Genomic DNA, 26,100 nt, shown 5'->3' with positions numbered 1-26,100 from the left:
GAACGGACTGGCCGCGCGGGACCCCAACACCAAACCGATCGGCCCGCGTTTCACCGAGCCGCCCAGTACCGCGATTAGACGGCGTCGCCGTCCGCCCCGTCCCAGGCGTGCGCCCAGGTGTGCTGCACCGTCAGATCCGCCTTGATCTCGGCGAGTTGTACGGCGACGGCGGAAGGCGCCGTGCCGCCGCGTCCGTTGCGGGAGGCCAACGCGCCGGGGACGTCGAGGACATGGCGTACCTCGGGCGTCAGATGCGCGGAGATCTTCGCGAACTGCTCGTCGGTGAGCTGGTCGAGTTCGATGCCCTCGGCCTCGCAGACCTTGACGCACTCCCCCGCGACCTCGTGCGCGACCCGGAAGGGCACGCCCTGCTTGACCAGCCACTCGGCGATGTCGGTGGCGAGCGAGAAACCGGCCGGTGCCAGGGTCTCCATCCGCTCCCGGTGGACGGTGAGCGTGGCCATCATGCCGGTGAACGCCGGGAGCAGCACCTCCAGTTGGTCGCAGGAGTCGAACAGCGGCTCCTTGTCCTCCTGGAGGTCGCGGTTGTACGCGAGCGGCAGCGCCTTGAGCGTGGCCATCAGTCCGGTGAGGTTGCCGATGAGCCGTCCGGACTTGCCGCGCGCCAGCTCCGCGATGTCGGGGTTCTTCTTCTGCGGCATGATCGACGAGCCGGTGGAGAAGGCGTCGTGCAGGGTCACGAAGGAGAATTCCTTCGTGTTCCACAGGATGACCTCTTCGGCGATCCGGGAGAGGTTGACACCGATCATCGCGGTGACGAAGGCGAATTCGGCGGCGAAGTCGCGGGACGCCGTGCCGTCGATGGAGTTGCCCACCGAGCCGTGCTGGAAGCCGAGTTCCTTGGCGACGGCCTCCGGGTCCAGGCCGAGCGAGGACCCGGCGAGCGCGCCGGACCCGTACGGGGAGACGGCCGTGCGGTCGTCCCACTGCCGCAGCCGCTCCGCGTCCCGTGACAGCGCCTGTACGTGGGCGAGCACGTGGTGTGCGAAGAGCACGGGCTGGGCGTGCTGGAGGTGGGTGCGGCCGGGCATCGCGGTGTCCGGGTGCGCCTCGGCGAGGCCGACCAGCGCGCTCTGGAGGTCGGCGATGAGCCCGCCGATGGTCCGCGCGTGGTCGCGCAGGTACATCCGGAAGAGCGTGGCGACCTGGTCGTTGCGCGAGCGTCCGGCCCGCAGCTTGCCGCCGAGGTCGGCGCCGACCCGCTCCAGCAGGCCGCGTTCCAGCGCGGTGTGCACGTCCTCGTCGGCGATGGTGCCGGCGAAGTCGCCGGAGGCCACGTCCGCTTCGAGCGCGTCGAGTCCGGCGATCATCCGGTCCAGCTCGTCGGCGGTCAGCAGCCCCGCCTTGTGCAGCACCCGGGCGTGCGCGCGGGAGCCCGCGATGTCGTACGGCGCGAGCCGGAAGTCGAAGTGCACGGAGGCGGAGAGCTTGGCCAGCGCCTCGGCGGGGCCGTCGGCGAACCGGCCGCCCCACAGCCGCAGGTTGTCGTCGCCGCCGCCGGAGCCGCCGGTGTTCGTGTCCGTCACTTCGTCAGGTCCCGCTTCGCGGCGATCTTGCTGGACATGCCGAAGATCTCGATGAAGCCCTTGGACAGCGACTGGTCGAAGGTGTCGCCGGTGTCGTACGTCGCCAGGTTGAAGTCGTACAGCGACTCGCCGGACTTCCGGCCGGTGACGACGGCCCGGCCGCCGTGCATGGTCATCCGGATGTCGCCGGAGACGTGCTCGTTGGCCTCGGCGATGAAGCCGTCGAGCGCCCGCTTGAGCGGGGAGAACCACAGGCCGTCGTAGACCAGTTCGCCCCAGCGCTGCTCGACCTGCCGCTTGTACCGGGCCAGTTCGCGCTCGACGGTGACGTTCTCCAGCTCCTGGTGCGCGGTGATCAGCGCGATGGCGCCCGGCGCCTCGTAGATCTCACGGGACTTGATGCCGACCAGCCGGTCCTCGACGATGTCGATCCGGCCGATGCCCTGGGCCCCGGCCCGCACATTGAGCTGCTGGATGGCTTCGAGCACGCTGACCGGCTTGCCGTCGATGGCCACCGGGACGCCCTGCTTGAAGGTGATGACCACCTCGTCGGCCTCGCGCGGCTCGGCCGGATTCTGCGTGTACTCGTACACGTCCTCGATCGGCGCGTTCCAGATGTCCTCCAGGAAGCCGGTCTCGACGGCCCGCCCGAAGACGTTCTGGTCGATGGAGTACGGCGACTTCTTGGTGGTCGCGATCGGGAGGTTCTTCTCCTCGCAGAAGGCGATGGCCTTGTCGCGGGTCATCGCGTAGTCGCGGACCGGCGCGATGCACCTCAGGTCGGGCGCCAGCGAGGAGATGCCCGCCTCGAACCGCACCTGGTCGTTGCCCTTGCCGGTGCAGCCGTGCGCGACGGTGGTGGCGCCGTGCTTGTTGGCTGCGGCCACCAGGTGCTTCACGATGGCCGGCCGCGACAGCGCGGACACCAGCGGATACCGGTCCATGTAGAGGGCGTTGGCCTTGATCGCCGGGAGGCAGTACTCGTCGGCGAACTCGTCCTTGGCGTCCGCGACCTCGGCCTCGACCGCCCCGCAGGCGAGCGCCCGCTTGCGGATGACGTCCAGGTCCTCGCCGCCCTGGCCGACGTCCACCGCGACCGCGATGACTTCGGCGCCGGTCTCCTCGGCGATCCAGCCGATGGCGACGGACGTGTCCAGACCGCCGGAGTAGGCGAGTACGACGCGCTCGGTCACGGGGCTCTCCTTACGATGCATACGCTGACTGGTATAAGTATGCACTCGACCGTATGCTTCGTCAACGCGGCAGGTCAGAGGGGGGTGTGAGACCGTATAACCGGCCGGACCGGAGCTATGCCTCGCCCTGGGCGAGGCGGAGCAGGTGGTCGGCGAGTTTCTGGCCGCCGGCCGGGTCGCGGCTGATCAGGACGACGGTGTCGTCGCCCGCGATGGTGCCGAGGATGTCGTAGACCTCGGCCTGGTCCATGGCGGAGGCGAGGAACTGGGCGGCGCCGGGCGGGGTGCGGACGACGACGAGGTTGGCGGACGCCTCGGCGGAGATGAGGAGTTCGGCGGCCAGGCGCCGCATGCGCTCTTCCTTGACGGACTCGCCGAGCGGGGCCTGCGGGGTGCGGAAGCCGCCCTCGGAGGGGACGGCGTAGATGAGTTCGCCGTCGTTGGTGCGGATCTTGACCGCGCCGAGTTCGTCGAGGTCGCGGCTGAGCGTCGCCTGGGTGACGCTCAGCCCGTCGTCGGCGAGCAGCTTGGCGAGCTGGCTCTGCGACCTGACCGGCTGGCGGCCGAGGATGTCCACGATCCTGCGGTGCCGCGCGGTACGGGTCTGCGGTACGGCCTGGCTGCCGTTGTGCTGCTGCGCCTCGGTCATCGTCGTGTCAACTCCGTCATTCTCCGGCTCCGCTCGCCCCGGAGGCCCGGTGCACCTGGTCGAGGACGCCGGGCAGCGCCTGGAGGAACGCGTCCGTGTCGTCGTCGCCGACGATCAGCGGGGGCGCGAGCCGTACCGTGTCGGGCACGGCGGCGTTGACCAGGAACCCGGCATCCTGAGCCGCCTTCTGGATCTGCGCTGAGAGCGGCTCGGTGAGCACGATACCCAGCAGCAGGCCCGAACCGCGCACATGATCGACCAACGGGTGTCGCAGCGCCTCGACGCCCTGCCGCAGCTTCTCGCCCTGCCGCTTGACGTGGTCGAGCAGGCCGTCGGCCGCGATCGTGTCGAGGACGGCGAGCGCGGCGGCGCAGGCGACCGGATTGCCGCCGAAGGTGGTGCCGTGGGCGCCGGGCGTCATCAGCTCCGCGGCCGGGCCGAAGGCGAGGGCGGCGCCGATCGGCAGGCCCGCGCCGAGGCCCTTGGCCAGGGTCACCACGTCCGGCTCGACACCCTGTGCCTGGCACTCGAACCAGTGGCCGGTCCTGCCGATGCCGGTCTGCACCTCGTCGAGCACCAGCAGCGTGCCGGTGGCCGCGGTGATCTCGCGGGCGGCGGCGAGGTAGCCGGGCGGCGGCACGACCACACCGTTCTCGCCCTGGATCGGCTCGATGATCACCAGCGCGGTGTCGGTGGTGACGGCCGCCCGCAGCGCGTCCGCGTCGCCGTACGGCACGTGCGTGACGTCGCCGGGCAGCGGCTCGAACGCCTCGCGCTTCTTGGGCTGGCCGGTCAGCGCGAGCGAGCCCATCGTGCGGCCGTGGAAGGCGCCGTTCGTGGCGACCATGTGCTGACGCCCCGTCAACCGGCCGATCTTGAAGGCCGCTTCGTTGGCCTCGGCGCCGGAGTTGGCGAAGAAGACCCGGCCGGGGCGGCCGGAGAGCTGGAGCAGCCGCTCGGCGAGCGCGACGGGCGGTTCGGCGACGAAGAGGTTGGACACATGGCCGAGCGAGGAGATCTGCCGGGTCACCGCCTCGACGACCGCGGGGTGCGCGGTGCCGAGGGAGTTGACCGCGATGCCGCCGAGGAAGTCGACGTACTCCTTGCCGTCGGCGTCCCAGAATCTGGCGCCCGCGCCGCGGACCAGCGGGATGCGCGGGGTGCCGTAGTTGTCCATGAGCGAGCCCTGCCAGCGCTGGGTCAGTCCCTCGTTGCCGCTCACCGCGCTTCTCCTTCTCCCTGGTCGGATACGGTGCCCGCAGCCGGTGCGCCGGCCGCGTCGGTGACGTCGTCCGGCACGACCATCGTGCCGATGCCCTCGTCGGTGAAGATCTCCAGCAGGATCGAGTGCTGGACCCGGCCGTCGATGACGCGGGCGGTGTTCACGCCGTTGCGCACGGCGAACAGGCAGCCCCGCATCTTGGGGACCATGCCGCTGGACAGGTCGGGCAGCAGCTTCTCCAGCTCCGTCGCGGTCAGGCGGCTGATGACGTCGTCGCTGTTCGGCCAGTCCTCGTACAGGCCCTCGACGTCGGTGAGGACCATCAGCGTCTCGGCGCCCAGCGCGGCGGCCAGGGCGGCGGCGGCCGTGTCGGCGTTGACGTTGTAGACGTGGTGGTCGTCGGCGGAGCGCGCGATGGAGGAGACGACCGGGATACGGCCGTCGGCCAGCAGCGCCTCGATCGCGCCGGTGTCGATGGCGGTGATCTCGCCGACCCGGCCGATGTCGACCAACTCGCCGTCGATACGCGGGCGGTGGCGGGTGGCGGTGATGGTGTGGGCGTCCTCGCCGGTCATGCCGACGGCCAACGGGCCGTGCTGGTTGAGCAGTCCGACCAGCTCGCGCTGGACCTGGCCCGCCAGCACCATCCGGACCACGTCCATCGCCTCGGGCGTGGTCACCCGCAGACCGGCCTTGAACTCGCTGACCAGGCCGTGCCGGTCGAGCTGCGCGTTGATCTGCGGGCCGCCGCCGTGCACGACGACCGGCTTGAGGCCCGCCTGCCGCAGAAAGACCACGTCCTGCGCGAAGGCGGCCTTCAACTCCTCGTCCACCATGGCGTTTCCGCCGAATTTGATGACGACGACCCTGCCGTTGTGGCGGGTCAGCCACGGCAGCGCCTCGATGAGGATCTGGGCCTTGGGCAGCGCCGTGTGCTTGCGCGCGGTGGGCCGGCCCTCCGGCTTCGCGGCTCCGGGGTTCCGATCGTCGGTCATGAGCTGTACGCGCTGTTCTCGTGGACGTAGTCGGCGGTGAGGTCGTTCGCCCAGATCACCGCGGACTCCGTACCGGCCGCGAGGTCCGCCGTGACGACCACCTCGCGGAACCGCATGTCGACCAGGTCGCGGTCCTCGCCGACCGAGCCGTTCCTGCACACCCACACGCCGTTGATGGCGACATTGAGCCGGTCGGGCTCGAAGGCGGCCGAGGTCGTGCCGATCGCGGACAGCACACGGCCCCAGTTGGGGTCCTCGCCGTGGATCGCGCACTTGAGGAGGTTGTTACGGGCGATGGAGCGGCCCACCTCGACGGCGTCGTCCTCGGAGGCCGCGTTGACGACCTCGATCCTGATGTCCTTCGAGGCGCCCTCGGCGTCGCCGATGAGCTGGCGGGCGAGGTCGCCGCAGACCGCGCGGACCGCCTCGGCGAACTCCTCGTGCTCCGGGGCGATTCCGGACGCCCCCGAGGCCAGCAGCAGCACGGTGTCGTTGGTCGACATGCAGCCGTCGGAGTCGATCCGGTCGAAGGTCAGCCGGGTGGCGGCGCGCAGCGCCGTGTCCAGGGCGGGGGCTTCCACGTCGGCGTCCGTGGTGAGGACGACCAGCATGGTGGCCAGGCCCGGCGCGAGCATGCCCGCGCCCTTGGCCATGCCGCCGACGGTCCAGCCCGCGCCGCCCGCGACGGCCGTCTTGTGCACGGTGTCGGTGGTCTTGATGGCGATGGCGGCCTTCTCGCCGCCGTACTCGGACAGTTCGGCCGCGGCCTTCTCGACTCCCGGCAGCAGCTTGTCCATCGGGAGCGGCAGACCGATCAGGCCGGTCGAGGCGACCGCGATCTCGCCCGCGCCGTGGTCGTCGGCGCCGAGGACCTCGGCGACCTTCTCCGCGGTCGCGTGCGTGTCCTGGAAGCCCTGCGGGCCCGTACAGGCGTTGGCGCCACCGGAGTTGAGGACCACGGCGGCGACGGAGCCGCCCTTGACGACCTGCTCCGACCAGAGCACCGGCGCGGCCTTCACGCGGTTGGAGGTGAAGACGCCCGCGGCGGCGCGGCGCGGTCCGGTGTTGACCACGAGGGCCAGGTCCGGGTTGCCGTTCTCCTTGATCCCGGCGGCGATCCCCGCCGCCGTGAATCCCTTGGCTGCCGTGACACTCACTGCTTCTCCTCGTTCCCTTCTCCGCCCGCCCGGCACGAACCCGCGCCGATCGTCGTTGCCTGCCGCCCGGCGGCCTCGCGTGCGTCGGTCACCGGTTCTCCTCGTTCCCTTCTCCGCCCGCCCGGCACAGAGCCGCGCCGATCGTCGCCGTCCACCACTCCGCGGCCCAGTGCGTCACGGTGCGACTCCGATGGTGGAGAGTCCTGTCGCCTCGGGGAGTCCCAGGGCGATGTTCATGCTCTGCACCGCGCCGCCGGCGGTGCCCTTGGTCAGGTTGTCGATGGCGCTGATCGCGATCAGGCGGTGGGTGCTCTCGTCGTACGCGATCTGGATCTGGACGGCGTTCGAGCCGTAGACGGCGGCGGTCGCGGGCCACTGCCCCTCGGGGAGCAGATGCACGAACGGCTCGTCGGCGAGGGCCTTCTCGTACGCCGCCCGCAGATCGTGGCCGGTGACGCCGGGGCGGGCCTTGGCGCTGCACGTGGCGAGGATGCCGCGCGGCATGGGGGCGAGGGTGGGCGTGAAGGACACACTGACCCGCTCGCCGGCCGCCGCGCTGAGGTTCTGGATCATCTCCGGCGTGTGCCGGTGGCCGCCGCCGACTCCGTACGGGCTCATCGAGCCCATCACCTCGGAGCCGAGCAAATGCGGCTTGGCCGCCTTGCCCGCGCCCGAGGTGCCGGAGGCCGCGGTGATGACGGCCTCCGGCTCGACCAGCGCGGCGGCGTACGCGGGGAACAGCGCGAGCGAGACCGCCGTCGGGTAGCAGCCGGGCACCGCGACGCGCTTGGACCCCTCCAACGCGGCGCGGGCGCCCGGCAGTTCAGGCAGCCCGTACGGCCAGGTCCCGGCGTGCGGGCTGCCGTAGAACCTCTCCCAGTCGGCGGCGTCGGCCAGCCGGAAGTCGGCGCCCATGTCGACGATCAGCACCTCGTCGCCGAGCTGCGCCGCGACCGCGGCGGACTGGCCGTGCGGCAGCGCGAGGAAGACCACGTCGTGTCCCGCCAGCACCTCCGCCGTGGTCGGCTCCAGCACCCGTCCGGCCAGCGGCAGCAGGTGCGGCTGAAGCGCGCCGAGCCGCTGCCCGGCGTTGGAGTTCCCGGTCACCGCCCCGATCTCGACCTCGGGGTGCCCCGCGAGCAGGCGCAGCACCTCCCCGCCCGCGTACCCGCTGCCCCCGGCCACCGCTGCCCGCACCACCATCGAACCCTCCTCGTCGATGGCATGACTATACGTTTCAACGCAGTATTATGCAAAGGTCCCGTCACCCCGCCTACCGGCACTGCCCCCGTTGCTAAGCTGCGCGCATGCCGCACCTGGGGCCCGTCGTCTGGCCGCCCGAGCCGATCAGGACCGCGAGGCTCGTACTGCGCGGGTCCGAGGCGCGTGACCGGGCGGCGTTCATCGAGCTGCTGGCGTCGCCGGAGGTGCATACCTACCTCGGCGGCCCCCGGCCGCGTGCCGAGCTGGAGCGCGAGCTGCCCGAGGTGCCCGAGCAGTGGCCGGGAAGCTTCGTCGTGGAGCTGGACGGCGCGATGATCGGCCAGCTCCTGCTCAGGCGAGCGGCGGAGAGCCACCGCCCGGCCGCCCGGGGGAAGGCCGATCTCGGCTATCTGTTCCTGCCGCGGGCGTGGGGCCTCGGGTACGCCGCCGAGGCGTGCGCGGCGGCGCTCGACTGGTTCGACGGCGTCCTGCCCGGCGAGCCGGTGATCCTGGCCACCCAGAGCGCCAACCTCGCCTCGATGCGCCTCGCGGCCAAGCTCGGGTTCACCGAGGTGGAGCGGTTCCACGCCTGGGACGCCGAGCAGTGGCTGGGCCTGCGCCCGCCGCGCCCGGCATCCGCGTAGGACCGAGGGCCCCGGTCGCAGCGGCCGAGCCGTACGTCGGCGCGGCCCTCGGCGGAGTCAGAGGGCGCGCAGGGCGGGCAGGAGCGTCTTCTGCGACCAGTCGAGGAAGGGCTCCTGGTGGTCGCCGCCGATCTGGATCAGGGCGATCTCGGTGAAGCCCGCCTCGATGTAGGACGCGACCGCTTCGGCGAACACGTCGGGGTCGCTGCCGCAGGGAATGGCCTCGGCGATGTCCTCGGGGCGCACGTGCTCGTTGGCTCCGGCGAAGGCCGCCGGATTCGGCAGTTCCGCATTCACCGGCCAGGGCCCCACGGACCAGCGGAACTGCTCGTGCGCCCGGGCGACGGCGGCGTCGGTGTCCGGGTCGTAGCAGACCGGGAGCTGGCCGACCCTCGGCTTTCCCGTACCGCCGTGCGCGTCGAAGGCGTCGAGCAGTTCACTCTTCGGCTCCGTGGCGATCACCAGATCGGCCAGCCGGCCCGCGAGCGAGCAGGAGCGCTCGCCCGAGACCGCGATGCCGAGGGGCGGCGGGGTGTCCGGGAGGTCCCACAGCTTGGCGTTGTCCACCTCGAAGTGGGCGCCCCGGTGGTTCACGACATCGCCCGCGAGCAGGGCGCGGATGATCCCGACCGCCTCTTCCAGCATCTCGACCCTGGTCCGCGCGGAGGGCCAGCCACCGCCGACCACGTGCTCGTTGAGCTGCTCACCCGAGCCCAGCCCGAGCCGGAAGCGCCCCTCGGACAGCAACTGCATCGTCGCGGCCTTCTGCGCGATCACCGCCGGGTGGTACCGCTTGGTCGGGCAGGTCACGTAGGTCATGAGCGGGATGCGGTACGTGGCCTGGGCCGCGGCTCCCAGCACGCTCCAGGCGTACGGGGAGTGCCCCTGGGAATCGAGCCAGGGGAAGTAGTGGTCCGAGGTCACGGAGAAGTCGAATCCGGCCCGCTCGGCGCCGACCACATGGTCCACGAGCGCGCGGGGGCCCGCCTGCTCCGTCATCATCGTGTATCCGAATTGCACCATGCGAGGCGTTTAGCCGATCTTCCCGGCCGGGAAACCTCCCGCTCGGCTGAGGGGGCGGTGCGGGGGTAGGCGTAACGGACGGGCAGGAGGGGGACCGGTCCCCCGGTCAGGACACGTCGCGATCACACACGGGCAGGTGGCTTCAGGATGACAAGCGGGACCGGCGGCAGTGCCGCACCCGGCAGGGACGAGACACCGGAGCAGCGCGCCGACCGGCAGTGGGGCGAGCTGCTCCAGGAACTGCGGGTCGTCCAGACCGGTGTGCAGATCCTCTTCGGCTTCCTGCTGACGGTCCCGTTCCAGCAGCGCTTCGCGCACCTGTCCGACGGCGAGCGCACGCTGTACATCGTGACGGTGATGCTGGGCGCGGCGACGACGGGCGCCCTGGTGGGGCCCGTCTCGCTGCACCGGATGCTGACGGGACAGCGGCTGAAGCCCGAGACGGTCGCGTGGGCGTCGCGTCTGACCGTGGTGGGTCTCGTCCTGCTCGTGTGCACCATGGCCACGGCCCTGCTCCTCGTCCTGCGTGTCGCCGGTGGCGCGACGGTCGCGATCCCGATAGTGGCGGGAATGGTCGTATGGTTCGGCCTCGCCTGGCTCGTCCTCCCCGCGGTGGCGCGACACCGCGCCCTGTCGGCGGACGGGTCCGACTGACCTCGACGTTCCCGCAGGGGAGCAGGACACGGAAAGAAGCGAGACATGACAGAGTCAGAGCCCACCGGCAGTGAGACGCGGCGCGCCGACGGAGCGGTGCTGTTCGACGTCGACGGCACCCTGATGGACACCGTCTATCTGCACACCGTCGCCTGGTGGGAGGCCCTGAGCCAGCACGGCCACCGGGTCGGCACGGCCCGGATCCACCGGCTGATCGGGATGGGCAGTGACCATCTGCTGGACGCGCTGCTCGGCGAGGACCGCGACCACGGCGAGGACGACACGATCAGCGCCGCTCACGACAGCCTCTACGCCCAGTACTGGTCCCGGCTGGTGCCGCTGCCCGGGGCTTCCGACCTGCTCAGGGCCTGCGCGGCGCGCGGCTGGCAGGTCGTGCTCGCCTCGTCGGCGAACGGCGAGGAGGCCGACGTGATGCTCCGCGCCCTCGACGCCGATGAGGCGATCACCGCCGTGACCACCTCCGACGACGTGTCCTCCAGCAAACCCGCCCCCGACCTCGTACGGCAGGCGCTGGAGAAGGCGGGGGTCCCGGCCGGGCGCGCGGTCTTCGTCGGCGACGCCGCCTGGGACGCGCAGGCGGCCTCCAAGGCGGGCGTGCGCTGCCTCGGCGTGCTCACCGGCGGCTGGACGCGCCAGGAGCTGAGCGAAGCGGGAGCCGAAACCGTCTACGAATCCGTCGCGGACCTGCTCACCCACCTGGACGACAGCGTCCTCGCCACGCCACCCCGATGACCGGCCGCCGGGCCGGCGTACGCGTGGCGTCACGACGCCGTCGCGGAAAGTTTCCCGCTCTCGGGCCCCCGTCACACGTGTCAATCACGTGACGCGGGTACGCGGACAGTAGGGAATTGTCACTTCTGTAGGTGATTGTTCCGTTTCGACCGCTCCCGAAAGGAACGACGACATGAAAGCGCTGGTCTACAACGGCCCTTACGACGTCTCCGTCGAGGATGCGCCGGACGCGCGGATCGAGCAGCCCAACGACGCGCTGGTCCGGATCACCACCACCAACATCTGCGGCTCCGACCTGCACATGTACGAGGGCCGCACGACCGTCGAGCGGGGCAAGATCCTCGGCCACGAGAACATGGGCATCGTCGAGGACACCGGGCCCGCGGTGACCCGGATCAAGCCCGGCGACCGGGTGTCGGTGCCGTTCAACATCGCCTGCGGAAGCTGTCGCAACTGCGTGAACGGCTGGACCGCCTTCTGTCAGCGCGTCAACCCCACCGAGGGCATGAACGGCGCCGCGTACGGCTACGCCAACATGGGCCCCTACGACGGCGGCCAGGCCGAACTGCTCCGCGTGCCGTACGCCGACTTCAACCTGCTCGAACTGCCCGCGGGTGACGAGCACGAGGCCAAGTTCACGATGCTCTCCGACATCTTCCCCACCGGCTGGCACGGCACCGAACTCGCCGGCCAGCGCGCCGGGGACAGCGTCGCCGTCTTCGGCGCGGGACCCGTCGGACTGCTCGCCGCGCACAGCGCCCTGATCCGCGGCGCGTCCCAGGTCTTCGTCGTCGACCGGCAGGCCGACCGCCTCGCCCTGGCCGAGTCCATCGGCGCCACCCCCGTCGACTTCTCCGAGGCCGACCCCGTGGAGCAGATCCTGGACGCCACCGACGGGCGCGGCACGGACTGCGGCGTAGAAGCCGTCGGCTACCAGGCGCACGACCCGTCCGGCCAGGAGCACCCGGAACTCGTCCTGGACAACCTGGTCAAGGCCGTCCGTACCACCGGCGGCATCGGTGTGGTCGGCGTCTACATGCCCGAGGACCCGGAAGCCGCCGAGGAGGGCGCCAAGCACGGCCGGATCGCCTTCGACTACGGCACCTTCTTCACCAAGGGTCAGCACATGGGCACCGGCCAGTGCCCCGTCCTGCGCTACAACCGCGCCCTGCGCGATCTGATCGTCACCGGCCGGGCCGACCCGTCCTTCCTGGTCTCCCACGAACTCCCGCTGGACGAAGCCCCCGACGCCTACCGGCACTTCGACAAGCGCGACGACGGCTGGACGAAGGTCCTGCTCCGCCCCTGACGCAAGGCCGCGAAGGCGGCCCGACGCGACCATGGGCCGGGGATGACCGGAGCTTGACCCGGCGGGCAGCATGGGGGGATCGGGGCGGGCAAGGAGCCCGACGTGATGAGAACCGGTGCCGTGGCCCTGACCCTGCTCGTGGCCGTCGCGGCGGCGGTCGCCGCCGTGGCGGTCGGCCCCTGGTGGTGGACGGCCGCCGCCGTCCTGGCCCTGCTGGGGCTGCTCGGCCTGTACGACCTGACGCAGCGCCGCCACTCGGTGCTGCGCAACTACCCGGTGATCGGCCATGCCCGCTACCTGCTGGAGAAGATCCGCCCGGAGCTCCAGCAGTACTTCGTCGAGCGGAATTTCGACGGCCGCCCCTTCGACCGCGACACCCGCAGCATCGTCTACGAACGCGCCAAGGGCACCGCGGCCGAGGAGCCGTACGGCACCGAACTCGACGTCTACCGCTCGGGTCACGAGTTCCTGGTGCCGTCGATGGCGCCGCGGCCCGTACCGGACGATCCGCCGCGGGTGCGGATCGGCGGTCCCGACTGCGCCAAGCCGTACGACATGGCGCTGCTGAACGTGTCGGCGATGAGTTTCGGCTCGCTGTCGGCCCAGGCGGTCCTGGCGCTCAACAAGGGCGCGGCGGACGGTGGTTTCGCGCACGACACCGGTGAAGGGGGCCTGTCGGAGTACCACTTGCGGCACGGCGGCGACCTGGTCTGGGAGATCGGCACCGGCTACTTCGGCTGCCGCACCGACGACGGCGACTTCGACGCCGGGGAGTTCGCCGACAAGGCCGCCCACGACAGCGTCAAGTGCGTGTCGCTGAAGCTGTCCCAGGGCGCCAAGCCCGGTATCGGCGGCGTCCTGCCAGGGGCCAAGGTCAACGCCGAGATCGCCCGGGTGCGGGACGTCCCGCAGGGCGAGACCGTCGTGTCCCCGCCGTACCACCGGGTCTTCGACACGCCCCGTGAGCTGATCCGGTTCATCGCCCGGATGCGGGAGCTGTCGGGCGGCAAGCCCGCGGGCTTCAAGCTGTGCGTCGGTTCGCGCCGCCAGTTCCTGGCCGTCTGCAAGGCGATGGTCGAGGAGGGCACCGCGCCGGACTTCATCATCGTGGACGGCGCCGAGGGCGGTACCGGCGCGGCGCCGCTGGAATTCGCCGACCACGTCGGCACCCCGCTCACCGAGGGCCTGACCACCGTGCACAACGCGCTGGTCGGCGCCGGTCTGCGGGACCGGGTCAGGATCGGCGCGAGCGGCAAGATCGCCACCGGCAGCGACCTCGTCAAGCGCATGGTCCAGGGCGCGGACTACGGCAACGCCGCCCGCGCCATGATGTTCGCCGTCGGGTGCATCCAGGCGCAGCGCTGCCACACCAACACCTGCCCCGTCGGCGTCACGACCCAGGACCCGCGGCGGGCCCGCGCGCTGGACGTCGGCGACAAGTCCGTCCGGGTGCGCAGGCTCCAGGAATCCACCGTCGCCAGCGCTCTTCAGATCATGGCGTCGATGGGCGTCACCGATCCGTCGCAGCTGCGCCCGCACATGCTGCGCCAGCGTGTCGACCCCTACACCGTCCGCTCCTATGACGAACTGTACGAGTGGCTGGCTCCCGGTCAGCTGCTCGCCGAACCGCCCGCCTCGTGGGCCGCCGACTGGGCCGCCGCCGACCCCGACCGCTTCACCGTCTGAGCCGTACCGCTGTGCGCACCGGCTGCCCCGCGCACCGCGCCGCACCCCGAAGCGCGCACCGCCACACCGCCCCACCGCCACACCGCCCCACCGTCCCACCGCCTGAGCTGGAGGAATCATGGCCCGTACCGTTGCCCGCGTCATCGTGGACGCCCTGGCCGAACTGAACGTACGCCAGGTCTTCGGCGTCGTCGGCGACGCCCTCAACCCCCTGACCGACGCGATCCGCACCACCGAGGGCGTGGAGTGGGTGGGCTGTCGGCACGAGGAGGCGGCGGCCTTCGCCGCGAGCGCGCAGTCCCAGCTCACCGGCGGCCTCGGCGTCTGCATGGGCACGGTCGGCCCCGGCTCAGTGCACCTGCTCAACGGCCTGTACGACGCGGCCAAGAGCCACACCCCGGTGCTGGCCATCGCCGGTCAAGTGCCGCTGTCCGAGCTGGGCAGCGACTACTTCCAGGAAGTCGACAACGACGCGCTCTTCAGCGATGTGGCGGTCTTCCGGGCCACCGTCACCTCGCCGGAGCAGATGCCGCTGCTGCTGGAGACCGCGGTCCGCACCGCCCTGGGACGCAAGGGCGTCGCCGTGCTGTCGGTCCCCGGCGACATCGGGGAGAAGGAACTGTCCACGGACCGGCCGGCCCGTTTCTCGCTCACCACGCCGAGCACCCGGCCGGACGAGGACGCCGTCCGCGCCGCCGCCGATCTGCTGGACCGGGCCGAGCGCGTCACCCTGCTGGTCGGCCGCGGCGCCCGGGGCGCCCGCGACCAGGTCATGGCCCTCGCCGACCGGCTGGCGGCGCCGATGGTGCTCACGTTGAAGGCCAAGGAGGGCTTCGAGGGCGACAACCCGTTCCAGGTCGGACAGACCGGTCTGATCGGCAACCCCGCGGCGGCCTCCGCACTCCAGGACGCCGACACCCTTCTTCTGCTGGGCACCGACTTCCCTTACCGCGACTGGTATCCCGAGGGCCGCACCGTGGTCCAGGTCGACACCGAGCCCACCCACATCGGCCGCCGCGTCCCGGTCGAGATCGGCCTCGTCGGCGAGGTCGGCGCGACCGTACGGGACCTGCTGGTCCAGTTGGACGCCGCACCGTCCGCGTCGGCGAAGGCCCGTGACCGCAAGCACCTGGACCAGGCCGTGGAGCGCTTCGCGTCCTGGCGGGAGGGGCAGGCCCGGCTGGCGGCCCCCGACCACGACAAGGGACTGATCGGCCGCGTCCGCTCCGCCCTGGACAACCGCGAGCACGGCATCCGTCCCGAGGCGCTCGCGGCGGCGGTCGACCGCCACGCCGCCGACGACGCGGTGTTCACCTCCGATACGGGCATGGCCACCGTGTGGCTGTCGCGTTTCGTGGAGATGCGCGGCGACCGCCGCCTCCTGGGCTCGTACAACCTCGGCTCGATGGCCAACGCCATGCCGCACGCGCTGGGCGCGCAGATGCTGGACCGGGGCAGGCAGGTCGTGGCGTTCTGCGGCGACGGCGGCCTGAGCATGCTGCTCGGCGACCTCATGACGCTCAAGACGTACGACCTGCCGGTCACCCTCGTCGTCTTCGACAACCGCCGGCTCGGCATGGTCAAACTGGAGCAGGAGCAGTCGGGCCTGCCGGAGTTCGGCACCGTCCTGGACAACCCCGACTTCGCGGCGGTCGCGACCGCCTTGGGCCTGACGGGTATCCGGGTCACCGACCCCGACGAGTTGGACGACGCCGTCCGCACCGCGCTGGCCGCGCCGGGCCCGGTGCTCCTGGACGTCCTCACCAACCCGGACGAGATCGCCGTTCCCGCCAAGCCCACCGTCGAGCAGGGCTGGGGCTTCGCCGTCGCCAAGATGAAGGAGATCGTCCGGAGCTCCGGCGACAACTCGCACTGAGGGCACCGGCGTTGCGCGGTCGGGGTCATCGGGGCATCGGGGCATCGGGGCATCGAACCGTCAGACCGTCGAACCGTGTGCCGTAAGCGCCGTCGTGCCCTCGTGCCGTCGTTTCAAGTAGCCTCCCGCGTGAGATCTTTGAGGTGTCGCCCGGCCGACTCCGGCCGGCCGACGTGGAGATGGGGGAACATGATCGCTCTGGTGCTGGTCGGCGTGCTGGTGGTCGTCGTCGGCGGGTGCGCGTGCGTGGTGTGGGCGAGTCGCGGCGGGCCCCGCTGGGTGCGCGCGGTGGCGTCGGTGACCCTCGCCGCCGGTGAACTGGTGCGCGGCTCCGAGCGCAACCGGCGACAGCGGGAGCGCCGACGCCTGAACCGGTCCGGCAGCGGCAGCGACTGACGGCGGTCGCCGCTGGGTTGGCGGCGTCACCTCACCGCCGCACCGGCCTTGGAGCAGCGCATGTCGTCGTTGGACGAGTTGTGGTCCCTGCTGGGCGAACCCCCGTACCGGCGGCCGGATCCGGAGGGCTGGCGCGACGTCGAGCAGTACGTGGGCTCCGCGCTGCCCGGCGACTTCACCGGGTTCCTCGACGCCTACGGCAGCGGAGTCGTCTCCGGCGAACTCGTCGTCTTCCACCCCCGTGGATCGAGCCCGTTGCTGGACCGCACGCGCAGGACGAACGCGATGTTCACCGCGCGGCGGGACAGCGCCGTGAGCGACGGCGACACCGAGCACATCCCGTACCCCTTCCGCCTTCGAGCCGTTCTGAGCGCGGCGCGGTCAGGACTTGGTGGCGCGGAGGATCACGAATTTGGGGTCGGAGGCGACGATGTCGCAGGTGCCGAAGAGGCGGCGCAGGCGGAGGTGGTAGCCGAGGTGGCGGTTGCCGATCACCCAGAGTTCACCGCCGGGGCGCAGGACGGTACGGGCGGCGGTGAACATCCGGCGGGCCGTGATGTCGGTGGTGGCCTGGTGGGAGTGGAAGGGCGGGTTGAGAAGGACGAGGTCGGCGCTCTCGGCCGGGACCCCGGTCAGGCCGTCGGCGACCAGGAACTCCGCCTTGGTCGCGGGGTCGGCGTTGGCGCGGAAGGTGGCCTCGGCCGAGGCCACCGCCTGGTGCGACTCGTCGGCGAACAGCACGGCGGACTCGGGGTTGGCGAGCGCGGCGGCCGTCCCGACGACGCCGTTGCCGCAGCCGAGGTCGACCACGCGGTCCGGGCCGTGCCGGACGGGGAGGTGCTGGAGCAGGAAGCGGGTGCCGATGTCGAGCCGTTCCGCGCAGAAGATGCCCGCGTGGTTGGTGACCGTACGGCCGGAGACCGCGCCGATGCCGTCCGGCAGCGCGTAGGTGATCGGCCAGGGGCTGGCGGTACGGGTCCGGCCCGCGGCCGGGGCGCAGAAGATCAGCCGCGCCTTCTTCTCGGCCAGTGACGTACGCGTCGGTCCGAGGATCCGCTCGAAGAGGTTGAGCGTCGAGGTGTGGATCTCGGTGGTCATGCCGGTGCCGACCACGACGGTGCCCTCGTGCACGGCGGGCGCGAGGCGGTGGAGCTGGTCCTCCAGCAGCGCGAGGCTCTTGGGGACCCTGATCAGCAGGACGTCGACGCGGTCCGGCGGGGTGTCGCGGGTGGACAGCAGCCGGACGCCGTCGGCCTCCTCCGGGGCGTTGCGCAGCAGATTCGCGCGGGTCGCCTCCTGGGCCAGGAAGGAGTCCGAGATCTGGGTGGGGCGGTGCGCGGCCAGCGCGGTGGTCAGCGCGCCCCAGCGGTCACCGACCACGACGACGGTCCCCGACAGGTCCACGGACCCGGCCGCCGTACGCCCGCCGGCCGCGCCGGCCGCCTGCGCGGCGGAACGGGAACCGGCGCGGGCGTCGCCCGGCGGATCGGCCCGCTGACCGGTGCGGGTGTCGCCTCGCGCGTCGGCCCGCGGGTCCGCCCGAGCGTCGGCTCTCGTGTCGGCTCGGGTGTCCGCGAGATGCCGGAGCGCGTACGCGTCGGCGGCGTCCCAGGCCCGCAGTTGGTCGCGCGGGTCCTGCGGGAAGCGAGTGAGGTCGAGGTCACCCCAGGGCGTCGTGAATCGGATCATGGTGCTCACAGGCTAACCGCTACGCCACCACTGAGCGGTCGGCCGGTGGCCGTGAGGCGTCGGACGGGGGTCGGGCCACCCCCCTCAGGACCCCCTTCAGGCCCCCCTCGGAGCCGCTTCCGCGGGGGTTTCACCGAGCTGGCGGGGCGCGGCTCCTTCACCGCCGCGGGCCGGGCGCTGGGCTCCACGCGGGCAAGGAGCGGGACCCGGAGGCATGTCCAGCCCCCGGGCCCCTCGAAGTGCCGCCCCGTGCACACACCGGCGCACTTGAGGCCGCGGGTCAATCTGATGTCGACTCGTTCTACCGTTGAACTACCGGCCCGTGAAAGAGGACCAGACAGGATTCGAACCTGCACCTGACGACCTTGCCCGCGGCCGATCGATCCGGTGATCGGCGGCGACTGCTGAGTCTGGAGCGAGAGTCTGAGATTGATCGCGGTCTGCCTCTGCCATTTGGGCTACCCCCGCGAGTGGTGCGGGGCGAGGGACTCGAACCCCCACTGGAACCGCGTCGTTCACGACAAACTTCAGCTTCAGCTTTGCGCTCCTGGCGCACCCTCCGCGCTCCGGCGGAGGGGATCTAGGGGGGTCACTGCGCGAACAGGAACCCGAACACGGCCTCGCCGACGCGCCGGTCGGTGACCTCCGTGCCGTTGGCCTCCTCGCGGGCGAACTTCACCGCCTGCTGCAACTTCTCGACCCGGTCCAGCAGTTCGTTCACCCGGCGGGCGGGGAGCGCGCCGGAGAACTTCACCGTGGTCCAGTAACCGACCGCCACGTCCTCGTAGTACACCTCGACCTGGGCCGGGTGCTTCTCGGTGGCCTCGGCCTTCACGTGGTTGCGCGGGACCTTCTTGGTGCGGATCGTCCGTACCGGCTCGGTCTTCCAGGCGTCCGTGGAGGCGTCCAGATTCCAGCCCTCGGCCGCGTCCAGCACCGGCAGCTTGCGCACGAAGGTGTTGAGGTCGGTGAGCTGCTTCTCCAGGAAGAGCAGATACGACACGGGCACGTCGCTGACGACGGTGCGGCCGTCGACCGTGACATCGGCGCGCGCCTCGCAGTTGGCCCAGTCCTTGGTGGCGGTCACGTCGAAGAGCCGGGTGAGCGCCGCGGCGGTGTCCCGCAGCACATTCTCGGCCTTGACCTGCACCCGGGTGGACTCGGGCGGCAATTGCTCGCCCTCCTCGTCCTTCGGCTGATAGCTCCGCGAGATCCCGGAAAGCAACGCGGGCTTCTGCAAGTCGTGATGAGCGGTCGTCAGCTCCTGCTGCGCCTTGGACTTGACGCCCTTCTCGACTGCGATGATCTGATTGAGTTTCGCCACACACAGACCGTAACAGCGCGCCGACCACGCGTTCGACCGGTTTTCGCGGTGCCGGGCTTCGAATGTCCCGCCCGGCCGCCGACTCCGGAACCCCACGCCTCACTTCCGCCGCGACCCGACGCCGACTCCCCCGCAGGTAACCGCACATTATGGACGAAGTCCCGTTGAGAGCTTGGTCGTTACCGGCGCGCACGCCTCGGGCGTCTGGTACTGTCACGACCGCCAGTCAGCCATAGGTCGGTCTTCAACGACGGATCTGACTGATGACACGGGGTAGGAATCAGAGCTCGGCGCAGTGCTTCCCGGGGATCCACGGGCCGAGCGATGTGAATTCGCAATAGATTTTTGAGTGTCGTTGCCGCGATCGACCGCGCCCGAATACGGGGGTGCGCCGTCCGATCGCGACAACGTCTATTGGTCGCTGCCGGCTGGAGGTTCAGCCGTGGGCGAGATTGAGATCGGGGGCGATCTTGCGAAGGCCGAATCATTTCACCGAGCTTGTGCTGCGTCATGCCGCTGAGCTGCCGGACAAGGACGCGTACTTCTTCCTGCCCGGCAGCGCGCCGGGCGCCGAGGCTCAGCGGCTGACCTACGCGGCGCTGGACGCCGAGGCCAAGCGGATCGCCTCCTGGTTACAGGAACACGGCGCCGTCGCAGGACAGGTGCTCCTGCTCTACCCCTCGGGCCTGGACTTCGTCGCGGCCTTCGTCGGCTGCCTCTACGCGGGTTCGGTCGCTGTACCGGCGCCGCTTCCCGGCGACCAGGGCAACCAGGCCGCCCGGCTCACCGGCATTGTGCGCGACGCCGAGGTCCGCGCGGTGCTCACCGACTCCGCCAACGAACCCGCCGTCAGCGCCTGGCTGCGCGAGTCGGGCGTGACCGGCGTCGCCGTCCTGGCCAGTGACGACCCCGCCCAGGGCGACGCGCGGGCGTGGACCAGTCCGCAACTCACCGCCGATTCGCTGGCGTTCCTCCAGTACACCTCCGGCTCCACCAGCGAGCCCAAGGGTGTGATGGTCTCCCACGGGAACCTGATGGCCAATCAACTCGCCATCCAGCACGTCCTCGGCACCCACCAGGACAGCCGCATGGGGTGCTGGCTGCCCGCTTACCACGACATGGGCCTGATCGGGCACATACTCCACTCGCTGTACGTCGGCGGCTCGACCGCGCTGATGTCCCCGGTCTCCTTCCTCATGCGGCCGGTGCGCTGGTTGCAGATGATCAGCGAGTACGGCGTCGCCGTGAGCGGCAGCCCCAACTTCGGCTACGACCTGTGCCTGCGCCGGGTCACCGACGAGCAGTTGGCCACCTTGGACCTGAGCAAGTGGCAGCACGCCTCCAACGGGGCCGAGCCGATCAGGGCGGAGACGGTGCGCGCGTTCACCGAGCGCTTCGCGCCCGCGGGCTTCCGGCCCGAGTCCGTCAGCCCCTGCTACGGCATGGCCGAGACCACACTGCTGATCTCCGGCGTGCGGGCGGACCAGAACCCCGTCTTCCGTACCGTGGACGCGGCGGCCCTGGAGCAGGGGCGGCTGCGCGACGCGCCGCGGGGCGGCGGCACCCGCGACCTGGTCGGCAGCGGCGTGGTCGACCCGGCCGACTTCAGTGTGAAGATCGTCGATCCGGACGAGCGCTGCGAGCAGCCCGAGGGCGGCGTCGGCGAGATCTGGGTCAAGGGCGCCAGCGTGTCCTCCGGGTACTGGAAGCGTCCCGACACCAACGCCGAGATCTTCGACGCCGCGATCGTGTCGGCGGCGGGCTCGGACCCGGGCTGGCTGCGCACCGGCGACCTCGGCGTCCTGGACGCGGGGCAGCTCTACGTGACCGGCCGTCTGAAGGAAATGATCCTGATCAACGGGCGGAACATCTACCCGCACGACGTCGAGCGCGAGGTGCAGTCCCTGCACCCGGCCTTCCGCGGCGGCGCCGGAGCGGCGTTCTCGGTGGACGACGGCGAGGAACACCTCGTGCTGGTGCAGGAGTTCCGCCGCGGCGCCGCGCAGGACCCGGCGGAGCTGTGCGCCGAGGTACGCGCCCACGTCCGCCGCGAATTCCAGGCCAGTTGCAGTGTGCTGCTGGTCCGCCCGGCCACGGTGCGCAAGACCACCAGCGGCAAGATCCAGCGCACTTTGATGCGGTCGCTGCTGCTGGAGGACCGGCTGGACGCGGTCCACCAGGATCTCGACAAACAGGTGGCCAACCTCGTGGCCGGGCCACTGGTCACCTCGGCGGGCTGAGCCGTGGACCACACACCTCACTGCCTCGCCGAGCGGCTGGAATGGGATCTCGGCGATCCGAGGGAGCCGGGCACGCTCTTCAGCCATGCCCGCAGCCTGGAGCTGGACGAGCGCGAGGAGTTCCCCGCCGCGCTCTGCGACCTCCTGGACGGGCTCGGCCTGCACGAGTTCTACGTCCCCGCCGCCCACGGCGGCCGGCTGACGGACTACGAGCAGTTGGTGCAGCTCATGCGCACGGTGGCGCGCCGCGACCTGACGGTGGCGATCGCGCACGGCAAGACGTATCTGGGCGCGGTGTGCGTCTGGGTGAACGGCTCGGCGGAGCAGTCCCGTCGCCTCGGTGCGGCCATCGCCTCCCGGCTGCCGGTCGCTCTCGCGCTGACCGAGCGCGCCCACGGCAGTGACCTGCTGGCGGGCGAGGTCGTCGCGGAGCCGTCCACCGGGACACCGGCCGCCGTTACCGCGCCCACCGGTTCGCCCACCGGGGCGCCTGCCGCGGGCTATTTGCTCAGCGGCGAGAAGTGGCTGATCAACAACGCCACGCGCGGCGCCCTGCTGTCCGTGCTCTGCCGTACCGATCCGGCGGGCGGCCCCCGTGGCTACTCCGTCCTGCTGGTGGACAAGCGCGACATGCCCGCCGACGCCTACCGGCACCTGGACAAGGTGCGTACGCACGGCATCCGCGGCGCGGACATCTCCGGGATCGCCTTCGACCGGGCCCGGGTCCCCGCCGACGCCGTGGTCGGCGAGGTGGGGGGCGGCCTGGAGACGGTGCTCAAGGCGCTTCAGCTGACGCGCACCATGTGCGCGGCGCTCTCCCTGGGCGCCGCCGACCACGCGCTCGCGCTCGGTCTCGACTTCGCCGCCGAACGCGGCCTGTACGGCCGGTCGTTGATCGAACTGCCGCAGGCGCGCAGGACCCTGGCGGAGAGCGCCGCCGACGTGCTGGCCGACGAGGCGCTGACGCTGGTCGTGGCCCGCGCGGTGCAGACCCTCCCGGCGGAACTCTCGGTCGTCTCGGCGGTCACCAAGTACCTGGTGCCGACCCGTACCGAGGCGGTCGTCACCGCGCTGACCCGGCTGCTCGGCGCCCGCGCCTTCCTCAAGGACGTCTACGCGGGCGGCCGGTTCCAGAAGGTGGACAGGGACCACCGGATCGTCGGCCTCTTCGACGGCAACACCCTGGTCAACCTGAACTCGCTGATCAGTCAGTTCCGTTTGCTGGTGCGGGCCCACGAGCGCGGTACCGGGGACGTGCCGGGAGCGGTCACCGCTTTCCGCCTGTCCGCGCCGCTGCCCGCCGTCGCCGTCGACCGGCTCTCGCTGATCGCCCGCCACGGCAGCGGTGTCCTGGCCGCGCTGCCCGACTGCGTCGAGGAGTTGCGCGGCCTCGCCGCGCGCGATCGCGCGGTCGAGCCCGCCCTGCGCGCCGCGCGGCGGCTGCTGACCGTCGTGGACGAGGTGCACGCGGAGATGGCCGGGTTCCAGGACGCGCAGACCGAGACGCCGCCGGCGGCCTTCGAGGCCGCCCGCCGCTTCGCGCTGTGCTTCGCCGCGGCGGCCTGCGTCGGCCTGTGGACCCACAGCCACGTCGAGGCGGAGACGGGCGCGACGGCGCCCCTGTGGCGGGACGCCCTGTGGCTGCGGGCCGCCCTCGCCCGGCTGCTCACCGCGCTCGGCGTGCCCGACGCGGCGGACCCCGAGGCGCTGGACGACGTGCTCGACGCGGCGGGCGCCCTGCACGCGCGGGGACGGCTGGTCTCGCTGCTGCCGCTGTCGCTGCGCCCGGACGGCCCCGCGCGGGAGGCCGACCGGACCGCCGCGACCGGCCACGCGCCGACACCGGCACCCCCTTCGGCGGCGGCAGCGGGGAGCGCGACATGACGGACGGTCAGGAAGCGCGCGTGGCGGCCCGGGTCGCCGAACTCAACGCCGCCTTCGGCGATCCCGCCGACCCGGCCAACCCGGTCGGCAACGCAAGGCTGTTGGCGGCCGACGAGGCCGGTGAGCTGTCCGCGGACGGCGAGAAGCTGCTGGACGCGTTCGGCCTCAACGCCGAGTTCGTGCCCACGGCGCTCGGCGGCCGGCTGGAGCGGATCGACTCGCTGGCACGCGTCCTGCGCGAGGTGTTCCGGCGGGACGTGGCGCTCGGACTCGGCTACGGCGTCACGTCGTTCATGGCCGCGGTCAACGTGTGGACCGAGGGCGACGCACGGCAGCGGGCCCGGCTGGCGGAGATCCTGCTGGGCGGCGGCCGGGTCTCCGTGGCGTACCACGAACTCGCGCACGGCAACGACTTCCTGCGCAACGAGTTCGAGGCGCGGGTGCGGCCCGACGGCTCGTTCGTCCTGCACGGCGCCAAGCAGGTCATCAACAACGCCGAACGGGCCCAGGCATGGCTGCTGTTCAGCCGCACCGACCCGGCGCCGGGGCCGCGCAGCCACTCGGTGCTGATGGTCGAGCGCGCCGAGGTGGCGCCCGAGCGGCTGACCGTACTGCCCCGCTACGGCACCGTCGGCGTACGCGGCTGCCTGCTGTCCGGCCTGGACTTCGACCGGGCACCGGTCCCGGAGCACGCGCTCGTCGGGCAGTTGGGGCACGGCGCCGACGTGGCCCTGCGCTCCTTCCAGCTCACCCGCGGCGCGCTGCCGGGAATGGCGCTGGGCGCGGCGGACACGGCGCTGCGCACGGTGGTGTCCTTCGCGCGGGGACGGCACCTCTACAAGCGGACGGTGGCCGAGATACCGCAGGCGCGGGCCACGCTCGGCGGCGCGTTCCTGGACCTGCTCATCAGCGACTGCCTCTGCCTGGTCGGGACCCGCGCCGTGCACCTGCTGCCGGACGAGGCGAGCGTCTACGCCTCGGCGGTGAAGTATCTGGTGCCGACACTGCTGGGCGAGGCCGTCCACGGTCTCTCGGTCGTGCTGGGCGCCCGGTTCTACCTGCGCGACGGGGAGTTCGGCGTCTTCCAGAAGCACCTGAGGGACCTGCCGGTGCTCAGCCTGGGCCACGCGGGCGCGGCGGCGTGCCAGGCGACGATCATCCCGCAGTTGCCGCGGCTGGCCCGGCGTTCCTGGTTCAGGACGGAACCTGCCCCCGACGCCCTGTTCGACCCGCGCGCCGATCTGCCGGGGATTCCGTTCGACCGACTCGCCCTGACCGGCGACCGGGACGGCCTGAGCGCGTCGCTGGTCGCCGCTGCGGACACGGCGCCGGACGGCACCCCGCACGAGGCGGCCGTGCGCGCGCTGGCGCTTCACCTCACCGACGAACTGCGCCTGATCCAGGCGGAGAGCCTCGCGCTCGTGCCGCTGGACCGTACGGCGCTGGCCTCGCCCGCGAGTTTCGCGCTGTCGGACCGCTACGCGGTGGTGCTGGCGGGTGCCGCGGTGCTCGGCGTGTGGCGCCGGGCACGGGCGCGGGGCGGGGATTCCTTCCTCGCCGACCCGGCGTGGGCCGCCGCGGCCCTGGACCGCCTCGTCCGGCGACTGGGCCGCCGTCCCGCCGGGCTGCCCCCCGACTGCGCCGGGCGGGTGTGGGAGGAGTTGCTGCGCCGCCACACCGAGCGCCGCGGTTTCGATCTCTACGACACCGCCCTGGCCGGTTGACGGCGCCCGCCGCCCCGTACCAAGAACCCCTACTCGGATCTGGAGGAACCCGTGACCGACACGACTACCGGCAGTTCGGCGCCCCGCCCCGACAGCACACCGCGGCCGCACACGGCCGAGTCGCTGGCCGGGTGGCTGGTCGGCCACGTCGCCGCCTACACCCGGCTGTCCGCCGACGAGATCGATCCGACGGCGCCGCTGACCGACTACGGCCTCGACTCCGTGGCGGCGCTCAGCCTCTGCGGTGACATCGAGGACGAGTTCGACCTGGTCGTCGAGCCCACGGTGGCGTGGGACCACAGGACCGTGGACGCGCTCGTGGCGTACCTGCTCGACGCGCTCGGGCCGCGGTCGGAACCGGCCTGACGGAACACACCGGCCGCCGCCCACGCGAACCCGGCGGTCGACCTTCCGCCCCGCCCCGGCGGCCGTCGGCCCGCACCAGCCGTCGTCCGCCCGCACACCAGCCGTCATCCGCTCGAACCCCCGCCTTCCGACCGCCGGACGCTCCGGCCCGGAGGGTCCCCCCTCCCCCGCAGATGCCGACCGAACCAAAGGAAAACGAGAATGCACCTCAGCCCCAGCCCGTCGTGGCCGCAGATCGTGCTCGCGGTACTGCTGGCCTCCGATGTCCTGATGTCGCTGCGCCCGCCGAAGTTCATCCAGGTCTGCCTCGACGGAGTCAACCTGCCGCGGGACTGGTGGTGGGTGCTGATCGTCGTCAAGACCCTCGCCATCGTGGGCCTGTTGGTGGGCATCAAGCACGACGGCATCGGCTTCGCCGCGAACGTCGGCGTGATCGTCTACTTCCTGTGCGCGTCGTTCGCGCACATCCGGGCGCGCTTCCTGAAGCAGGAGTTCTGGGTCAACTGCCTCGGGTTCCTGGCCATCGCCGTCGCCGCCTTCATCGTCTCGTTCGCGGTCTGAGGAGG

The 26,100-nt window shown here is 71.6% G+C and carries 23 protein-coding genes; 12 read left to right on the top strand and 11 right to left on the bottom strand.

Features of this window, described 5'->3' with window-relative positions; genetic code table 11:
- Positions 1 to 74: 74 nt before the first annotated feature.
- The 7 genes from argH to argC all read right to left on the bottom strand — a co-directional run bounded on the left by argH (position 75) and on the right by argC (position 7,966).
- Entirely contained in the window at positions 75 to 1,547 is a 1,473-nt protein-coding gene (argH, locus tag ACIOC1_RS16945) for an argininosuccinate lyase (protein ID WP_401855026.1), read from the bottom strand.
- Entirely contained in the window at positions 1,544 to 2,740 is a 1,197-nt protein-coding gene (locus ACIOC1_RS16940) for an argininosuccinate synthase (RefSeq protein ID WP_355332643.1), read from the bottom strand. Before ACIOC1_RS16940 ends, argH begins: the two co-directional genes overlap by 4 nt.
- Positions 2,741 to 2,855: 115 nt before the next feature.
- The gene (locus tag ACIOC1_RS16935) at positions 2,856 to 3,389 is read right to left on the bottom strand and encodes an arginine repressor (protein WP_188280110.1); all 534 of its coding nucleotides are present in this window, start codon (positions 3,387 to 3,389) and stop codon (positions 2,856 to 2,858) included.
- A 16-nt stretch (positions 3,390 to 3,405) separates the two neighbouring features.
- On the bottom strand, positions 3,406 to 4,611 hold the full coding sequence (locus tag ACIOC1_RS16930) for an acetylornithine transaminase (protein WP_401855022.1): 1,206 nt from the start codon (positions 4,609 to 4,611) through the stop codon (positions 3,406 to 3,408).
- Positions 4,608 to 5,606, bottom strand: coding sequence for an acetylglutamate kinase (argB, locus tag ACIOC1_RS16925; protein ID WP_391160881.1), 999 nt, complete (start codon positions 5,604 to 5,606; stop codon positions 4,608 to 4,610). Before argB ends, ACIOC1_RS16930 begins: the two co-directional genes overlap by 4 nt.
- A complete protein-coding gene (gene argJ, locus ACIOC1_RS16920) occupies positions 5,603 to 6,763 on the bottom strand; it encodes a bifunctional glutamate N-acetyltransferase/amino-acid acetyltransferase ArgJ (RefSeq protein ID WP_391160883.1) in 1,161 nt (386 codons plus the stop codon). Before argJ ends, argB begins: the two co-directional genes overlap by 4 nt.
- A gap of 174 nt (positions 6,764 to 6,937) precedes the next feature.
- On the bottom strand, positions 6,938 to 7,966 hold the full coding sequence (gene argC, locus ACIOC1_RS16915; protein WP_391046499.1) for an N-acetyl-gamma-glutamyl-phosphate reductase: 1,029 nt from the start codon (positions 7,964 to 7,966) through the stop codon (positions 6,938 to 6,940).
- Positions 7,967 to 8,070: 104 nt separating this feature from the next.
- Between argC and ACIOC1_RS16910 the strand changes: the two genes are divergently transcribed.
- Positions 8,071 to 8,610: a GNAT family N-acetyltransferase gene (locus ACIOC1_RS16910; RefSeq protein ID WP_401855018.1), complete on the top strand. Its 540-nt coding sequence runs from the start codon at positions 8,071 to 8,073 to the stop codon at positions 8,608 to 8,610.
- A gap of 57 nt (positions 8,611 to 8,667) precedes the next feature.
- On the opposite strand, the gene ACIOC1_RS16905 is transcribed toward ACIOC1_RS16910, so the two are convergent.
- Positions 8,668 to 9,633, bottom strand: a complete 966-nt coding sequence (locus ACIOC1_RS16905; RefSeq protein WP_401721391.1) for an LLM class F420-dependent oxidoreductase — start codon at positions 9,631 to 9,633, stop codon at positions 8,668 to 8,670.
- Between the two features lie 147 nt (positions 9,634 to 9,780).
- Between ACIOC1_RS16905 and ACIOC1_RS16900 the strand changes: the two genes are divergently transcribed.
- The 6 genes from ACIOC1_RS16900 to ACIOC1_RS16875 all read left to right on the top strand — a co-directional run bounded on the left by ACIOC1_RS16900 (position 9,781) and on the right by ACIOC1_RS16875 (position 16,307).
- Positions 9,781 to 10,287 carry a DUF6328 family protein gene (locus ACIOC1_RS16900; RefSeq protein WP_355332664.1) on the top strand — a complete coding sequence of 169 codons (507 nt, stop codon included), beginning with the start codon at positions 9,781 to 9,783 and terminating at the stop codon, positions 10,285 to 10,287.
- A 45-nt stretch (positions 10,288 to 10,332) separates the two neighbouring features.
- Positions 10,333 to 11,040: an HAD family hydrolase gene (locus ACIOC1_RS16895; RefSeq protein ID WP_401855013.1), complete on the top strand. Its 708-nt coding sequence runs from the start codon at positions 10,333 to 10,335 to the stop codon at positions 11,038 to 11,040.
- A 172-nt stretch (positions 11,041 to 11,212) separates the two neighbouring features.
- Positions 11,213 to 12,349 carry a glutathione-independent formaldehyde dehydrogenase gene (locus ACIOC1_RS16890; protein ID WP_401855010.1) on the top strand — a complete coding sequence of 379 codons (1,137 nt, stop codon included), beginning with the start codon at positions 11,213 to 11,215 and terminating at the stop codon, positions 12,347 to 12,349.
- 105 nt (positions 12,350 to 12,454) lie between these two features.
- The gene (locus tag ACIOC1_RS16885; RefSeq protein ID WP_401721382.1) at positions 12,455 to 14,035 is read left to right on the top strand and encodes an FMN-binding glutamate synthase family protein; all 1,581 of its coding nucleotides are present in this window, start codon (positions 12,455 to 12,457) and stop codon (positions 14,033 to 14,035) included.
- Positions 14,036 to 14,153: 118 nt separating this feature from the next.
- The gene (locus ACIOC1_RS16880; protein ID WP_355332673.1) at positions 14,154 to 15,911 is read left to right on the top strand and encodes a thiamine pyrophosphate-dependent enzyme; all 1,758 of its coding nucleotides are present in this window, start codon (positions 14,154 to 14,156) and stop codon (positions 15,909 to 15,911) included.
- A gap of 189 nt (positions 15,912 to 16,100) precedes the next feature.
- Positions 16,101 to 16,307, top strand: coding sequence for a hypothetical protein (locus ACIOC1_RS16875; RefSeq protein WP_401855008.1), 207 nt, complete (start codon positions 16,101 to 16,103; stop codon positions 16,305 to 16,307).
- Positions 16,308 to 16,501: 194 nt separating this feature from the next.
- Here ACIOC1_RS16875 and ACIOC1_RS16870 read toward each other — a convergent pair whose 3' ends face one another.
- From ACIOC1_RS16870 to ACIOC1_RS16860, 3 genes are all read right to left on the bottom strand, one after another.
- Positions 16,502 to 16,645, bottom strand: a complete 144-nt coding sequence (locus ACIOC1_RS16870; RefSeq protein ID WP_391046482.1) for a hypothetical protein — start codon at positions 16,643 to 16,645, stop codon at positions 16,502 to 16,504.
- A 43-nt stretch (positions 16,646 to 16,688) separates the two neighbouring features.
- The gene (locus tag ACIOC1_RS16865) at positions 16,689 to 17,996 is read right to left on the bottom strand and encodes a methyltransferase (RefSeq protein ID WP_401855005.1); all 1,308 of its coding nucleotides are present in this window, start codon (positions 17,994 to 17,996) and stop codon (positions 16,689 to 16,691) included.
- Positions 17,997 to 18,585: 589 nt separating this feature from the next.
- The gene (locus ACIOC1_RS16860; protein ID WP_355332681.1) at positions 18,586 to 19,320 is read right to left on the bottom strand and encodes a hypothetical protein; all 735 of its coding nucleotides are present in this window, start codon (positions 19,318 to 19,320) and stop codon (positions 18,586 to 18,588) included.
- Between the two features lie 500 nt (positions 19,321 to 19,820).
- Between ACIOC1_RS16860 and ACIOC1_RS16855 the strand changes: the two genes are divergently transcribed.
- The 5 genes from ACIOC1_RS16855 (at position 19,821) to ACIOC1_RS16835 (ending at position 26,095) form a co-directional block, all read left to right on the top strand.
- Positions 19,821 to 21,560, top strand: coding sequence for a fatty acyl-AMP ligase (locus tag ACIOC1_RS16855; protein ID WP_401855003.1), 1,740 nt, complete (start codon positions 19,821 to 19,823; stop codon positions 21,558 to 21,560).
- A 3-nt stretch (positions 21,561 to 21,563) separates the two neighbouring features.
- Positions 21,564 to 23,444: an acyl-CoA dehydrogenase family protein gene (locus ACIOC1_RS16850; RefSeq protein WP_401855000.1), complete on the top strand. Its 1,881-nt coding sequence runs from the start codon at positions 21,564 to 21,566 to the stop codon at positions 23,442 to 23,444.
- A complete protein-coding gene (locus ACIOC1_RS16845) occupies positions 23,441 to 25,168 on the top strand; it encodes an acyl-CoA dehydrogenase (protein ID WP_401854998.1) in 1,728 nt (575 codons plus the stop codon). Before ACIOC1_RS16850 ends, ACIOC1_RS16845 begins: the two co-directional genes overlap by 4 nt.
- Positions 25,169 to 25,219: 51 nt before the next feature.
- Positions 25,220 to 25,534 carry an acyl carrier protein gene (locus ACIOC1_RS16840; RefSeq protein ID WP_188280097.1) on the top strand — a complete coding sequence of 105 codons (315 nt, stop codon included), beginning with the start codon at positions 25,220 to 25,222 and terminating at the stop codon, positions 25,532 to 25,534.
- A gap of 201 nt (positions 25,535 to 25,735) precedes the next feature.
- Positions 25,736 to 26,095, top strand: a complete 360-nt coding sequence (locus ACIOC1_RS16835) for a DoxX family protein (RefSeq protein WP_188280096.1) — start codon at positions 25,736 to 25,738, stop codon at positions 26,093 to 26,095.
- Positions 26,096 to 26,100 lie beyond the last annotated feature (5 nt).

It is taken from the genome of Streptomyces sp. NPDC088197 (assembly GCF_044741185.1).
Classification (GTDB): domain Bacteria; phylum Actinomycetota; class Actinomycetes; order Streptomycetales; family Streptomycetaceae; genus Actinacidiphila.
This window is presented reverse-complemented; position numbering and strand designations above follow the sequence as displayed.

Coding starts and splice junctions, on each gene's coding strand:
- ACIOC1_RS16935 (WP_188280110.1), bottom strand. CDS start 3,389: ATGACCGAGGCGCAGCAGCACAACGGCAGCCAGGCCGTACCGCAGACC.
- ACIOC1_RS16895 (WP_401855013.1), top strand. CDS start 10,333: ATGACAGAGTCAGAGCCCACCGGCAGTGAGACGCGGCGCGCCGACGGA.
- ACIOC1_RS16880 (WP_355332673.1), top strand. CDS start 14,154: ATGGCCCGTACCGTTGCCCGCGTCATCGTGGACGCCCTGGCCGAACTG.
- ACIOC1_RS16835 (WP_188280096.1), top strand. CDS start 25,736: ATGCACCTCAGCCCCAGCCCGTCGTGGCCGCAGATCGTGCTCGCGGTA.
- ACIOC1_RS16900 (WP_355332664.1), top strand. CDS start 9,781: ATGACAAGCGGGACCGGCGGCAGTGCCGCACCCGGCAGGGACGAGACA.
- ACIOC1_RS16885 (WP_401721382.1), top strand. CDS start 12,455: ATGAGAACCGGTGCCGTGGCCCTGACCCTGCTCGTGGCCGTCGCGGCG.
- argB (WP_391160881.1), bottom strand. CDS start 5,606: ATGACCGACGATCGGAACCCCGGAGCCGCGAAGCCGGAGGGCCGGCCC.
- ACIOC1_RS16890 (WP_401855010.1), top strand. CDS start 11,213: ATGAAAGCGCTGGTCTACAACGGCCCTTACGACGTCTCCGTCGAGGAT.
- ACIOC1_RS16870 (WP_391046482.1), bottom strand. CDS start 16,645: ATGTGCTCGGTGTCGCCGTCGCTCACGGCGCTGTCCCGCCGCGCGGTG.
- ACIOC1_RS16865 (WP_401855005.1), bottom strand. CDS start 17,996: ATGATCCGATTCACGACGCCCTGGGGTGACCTCGACCTCACTCGCTTC.
- argC (WP_391046499.1), bottom strand. CDS start 7,966: ATGGTGGTGCGGGCAGCGGTGGCCGGGGGCAGCGGGTACGCGGGCGGG.
- ACIOC1_RS16905 (WP_401721391.1), bottom strand. CDS start 9,633: ATGGTGCAATTCGGATACACGATGATGACGGAGCAGGCGGGCCCCCGC.
- ACIOC1_RS16910 (WP_401855018.1), top strand. CDS start 8,071: ATGCCGCACCTGGGGCCCGTCGTCTGGCCGCCCGAGCCGATCAGGACC.
- ACIOC1_RS16875 (WP_401855008.1), top strand. CDS start 16,101: ATGATCGCTCTGGTGCTGGTCGGCGTGCTGGTGGTCGTCGTCGGCGGG.
- ACIOC1_RS16845 (WP_401854998.1), top strand. CDS start 23,441: ATGACGGACGGTCAGGAAGCGCGCGTGGCGGCCCGGGTCGCCGAACTC.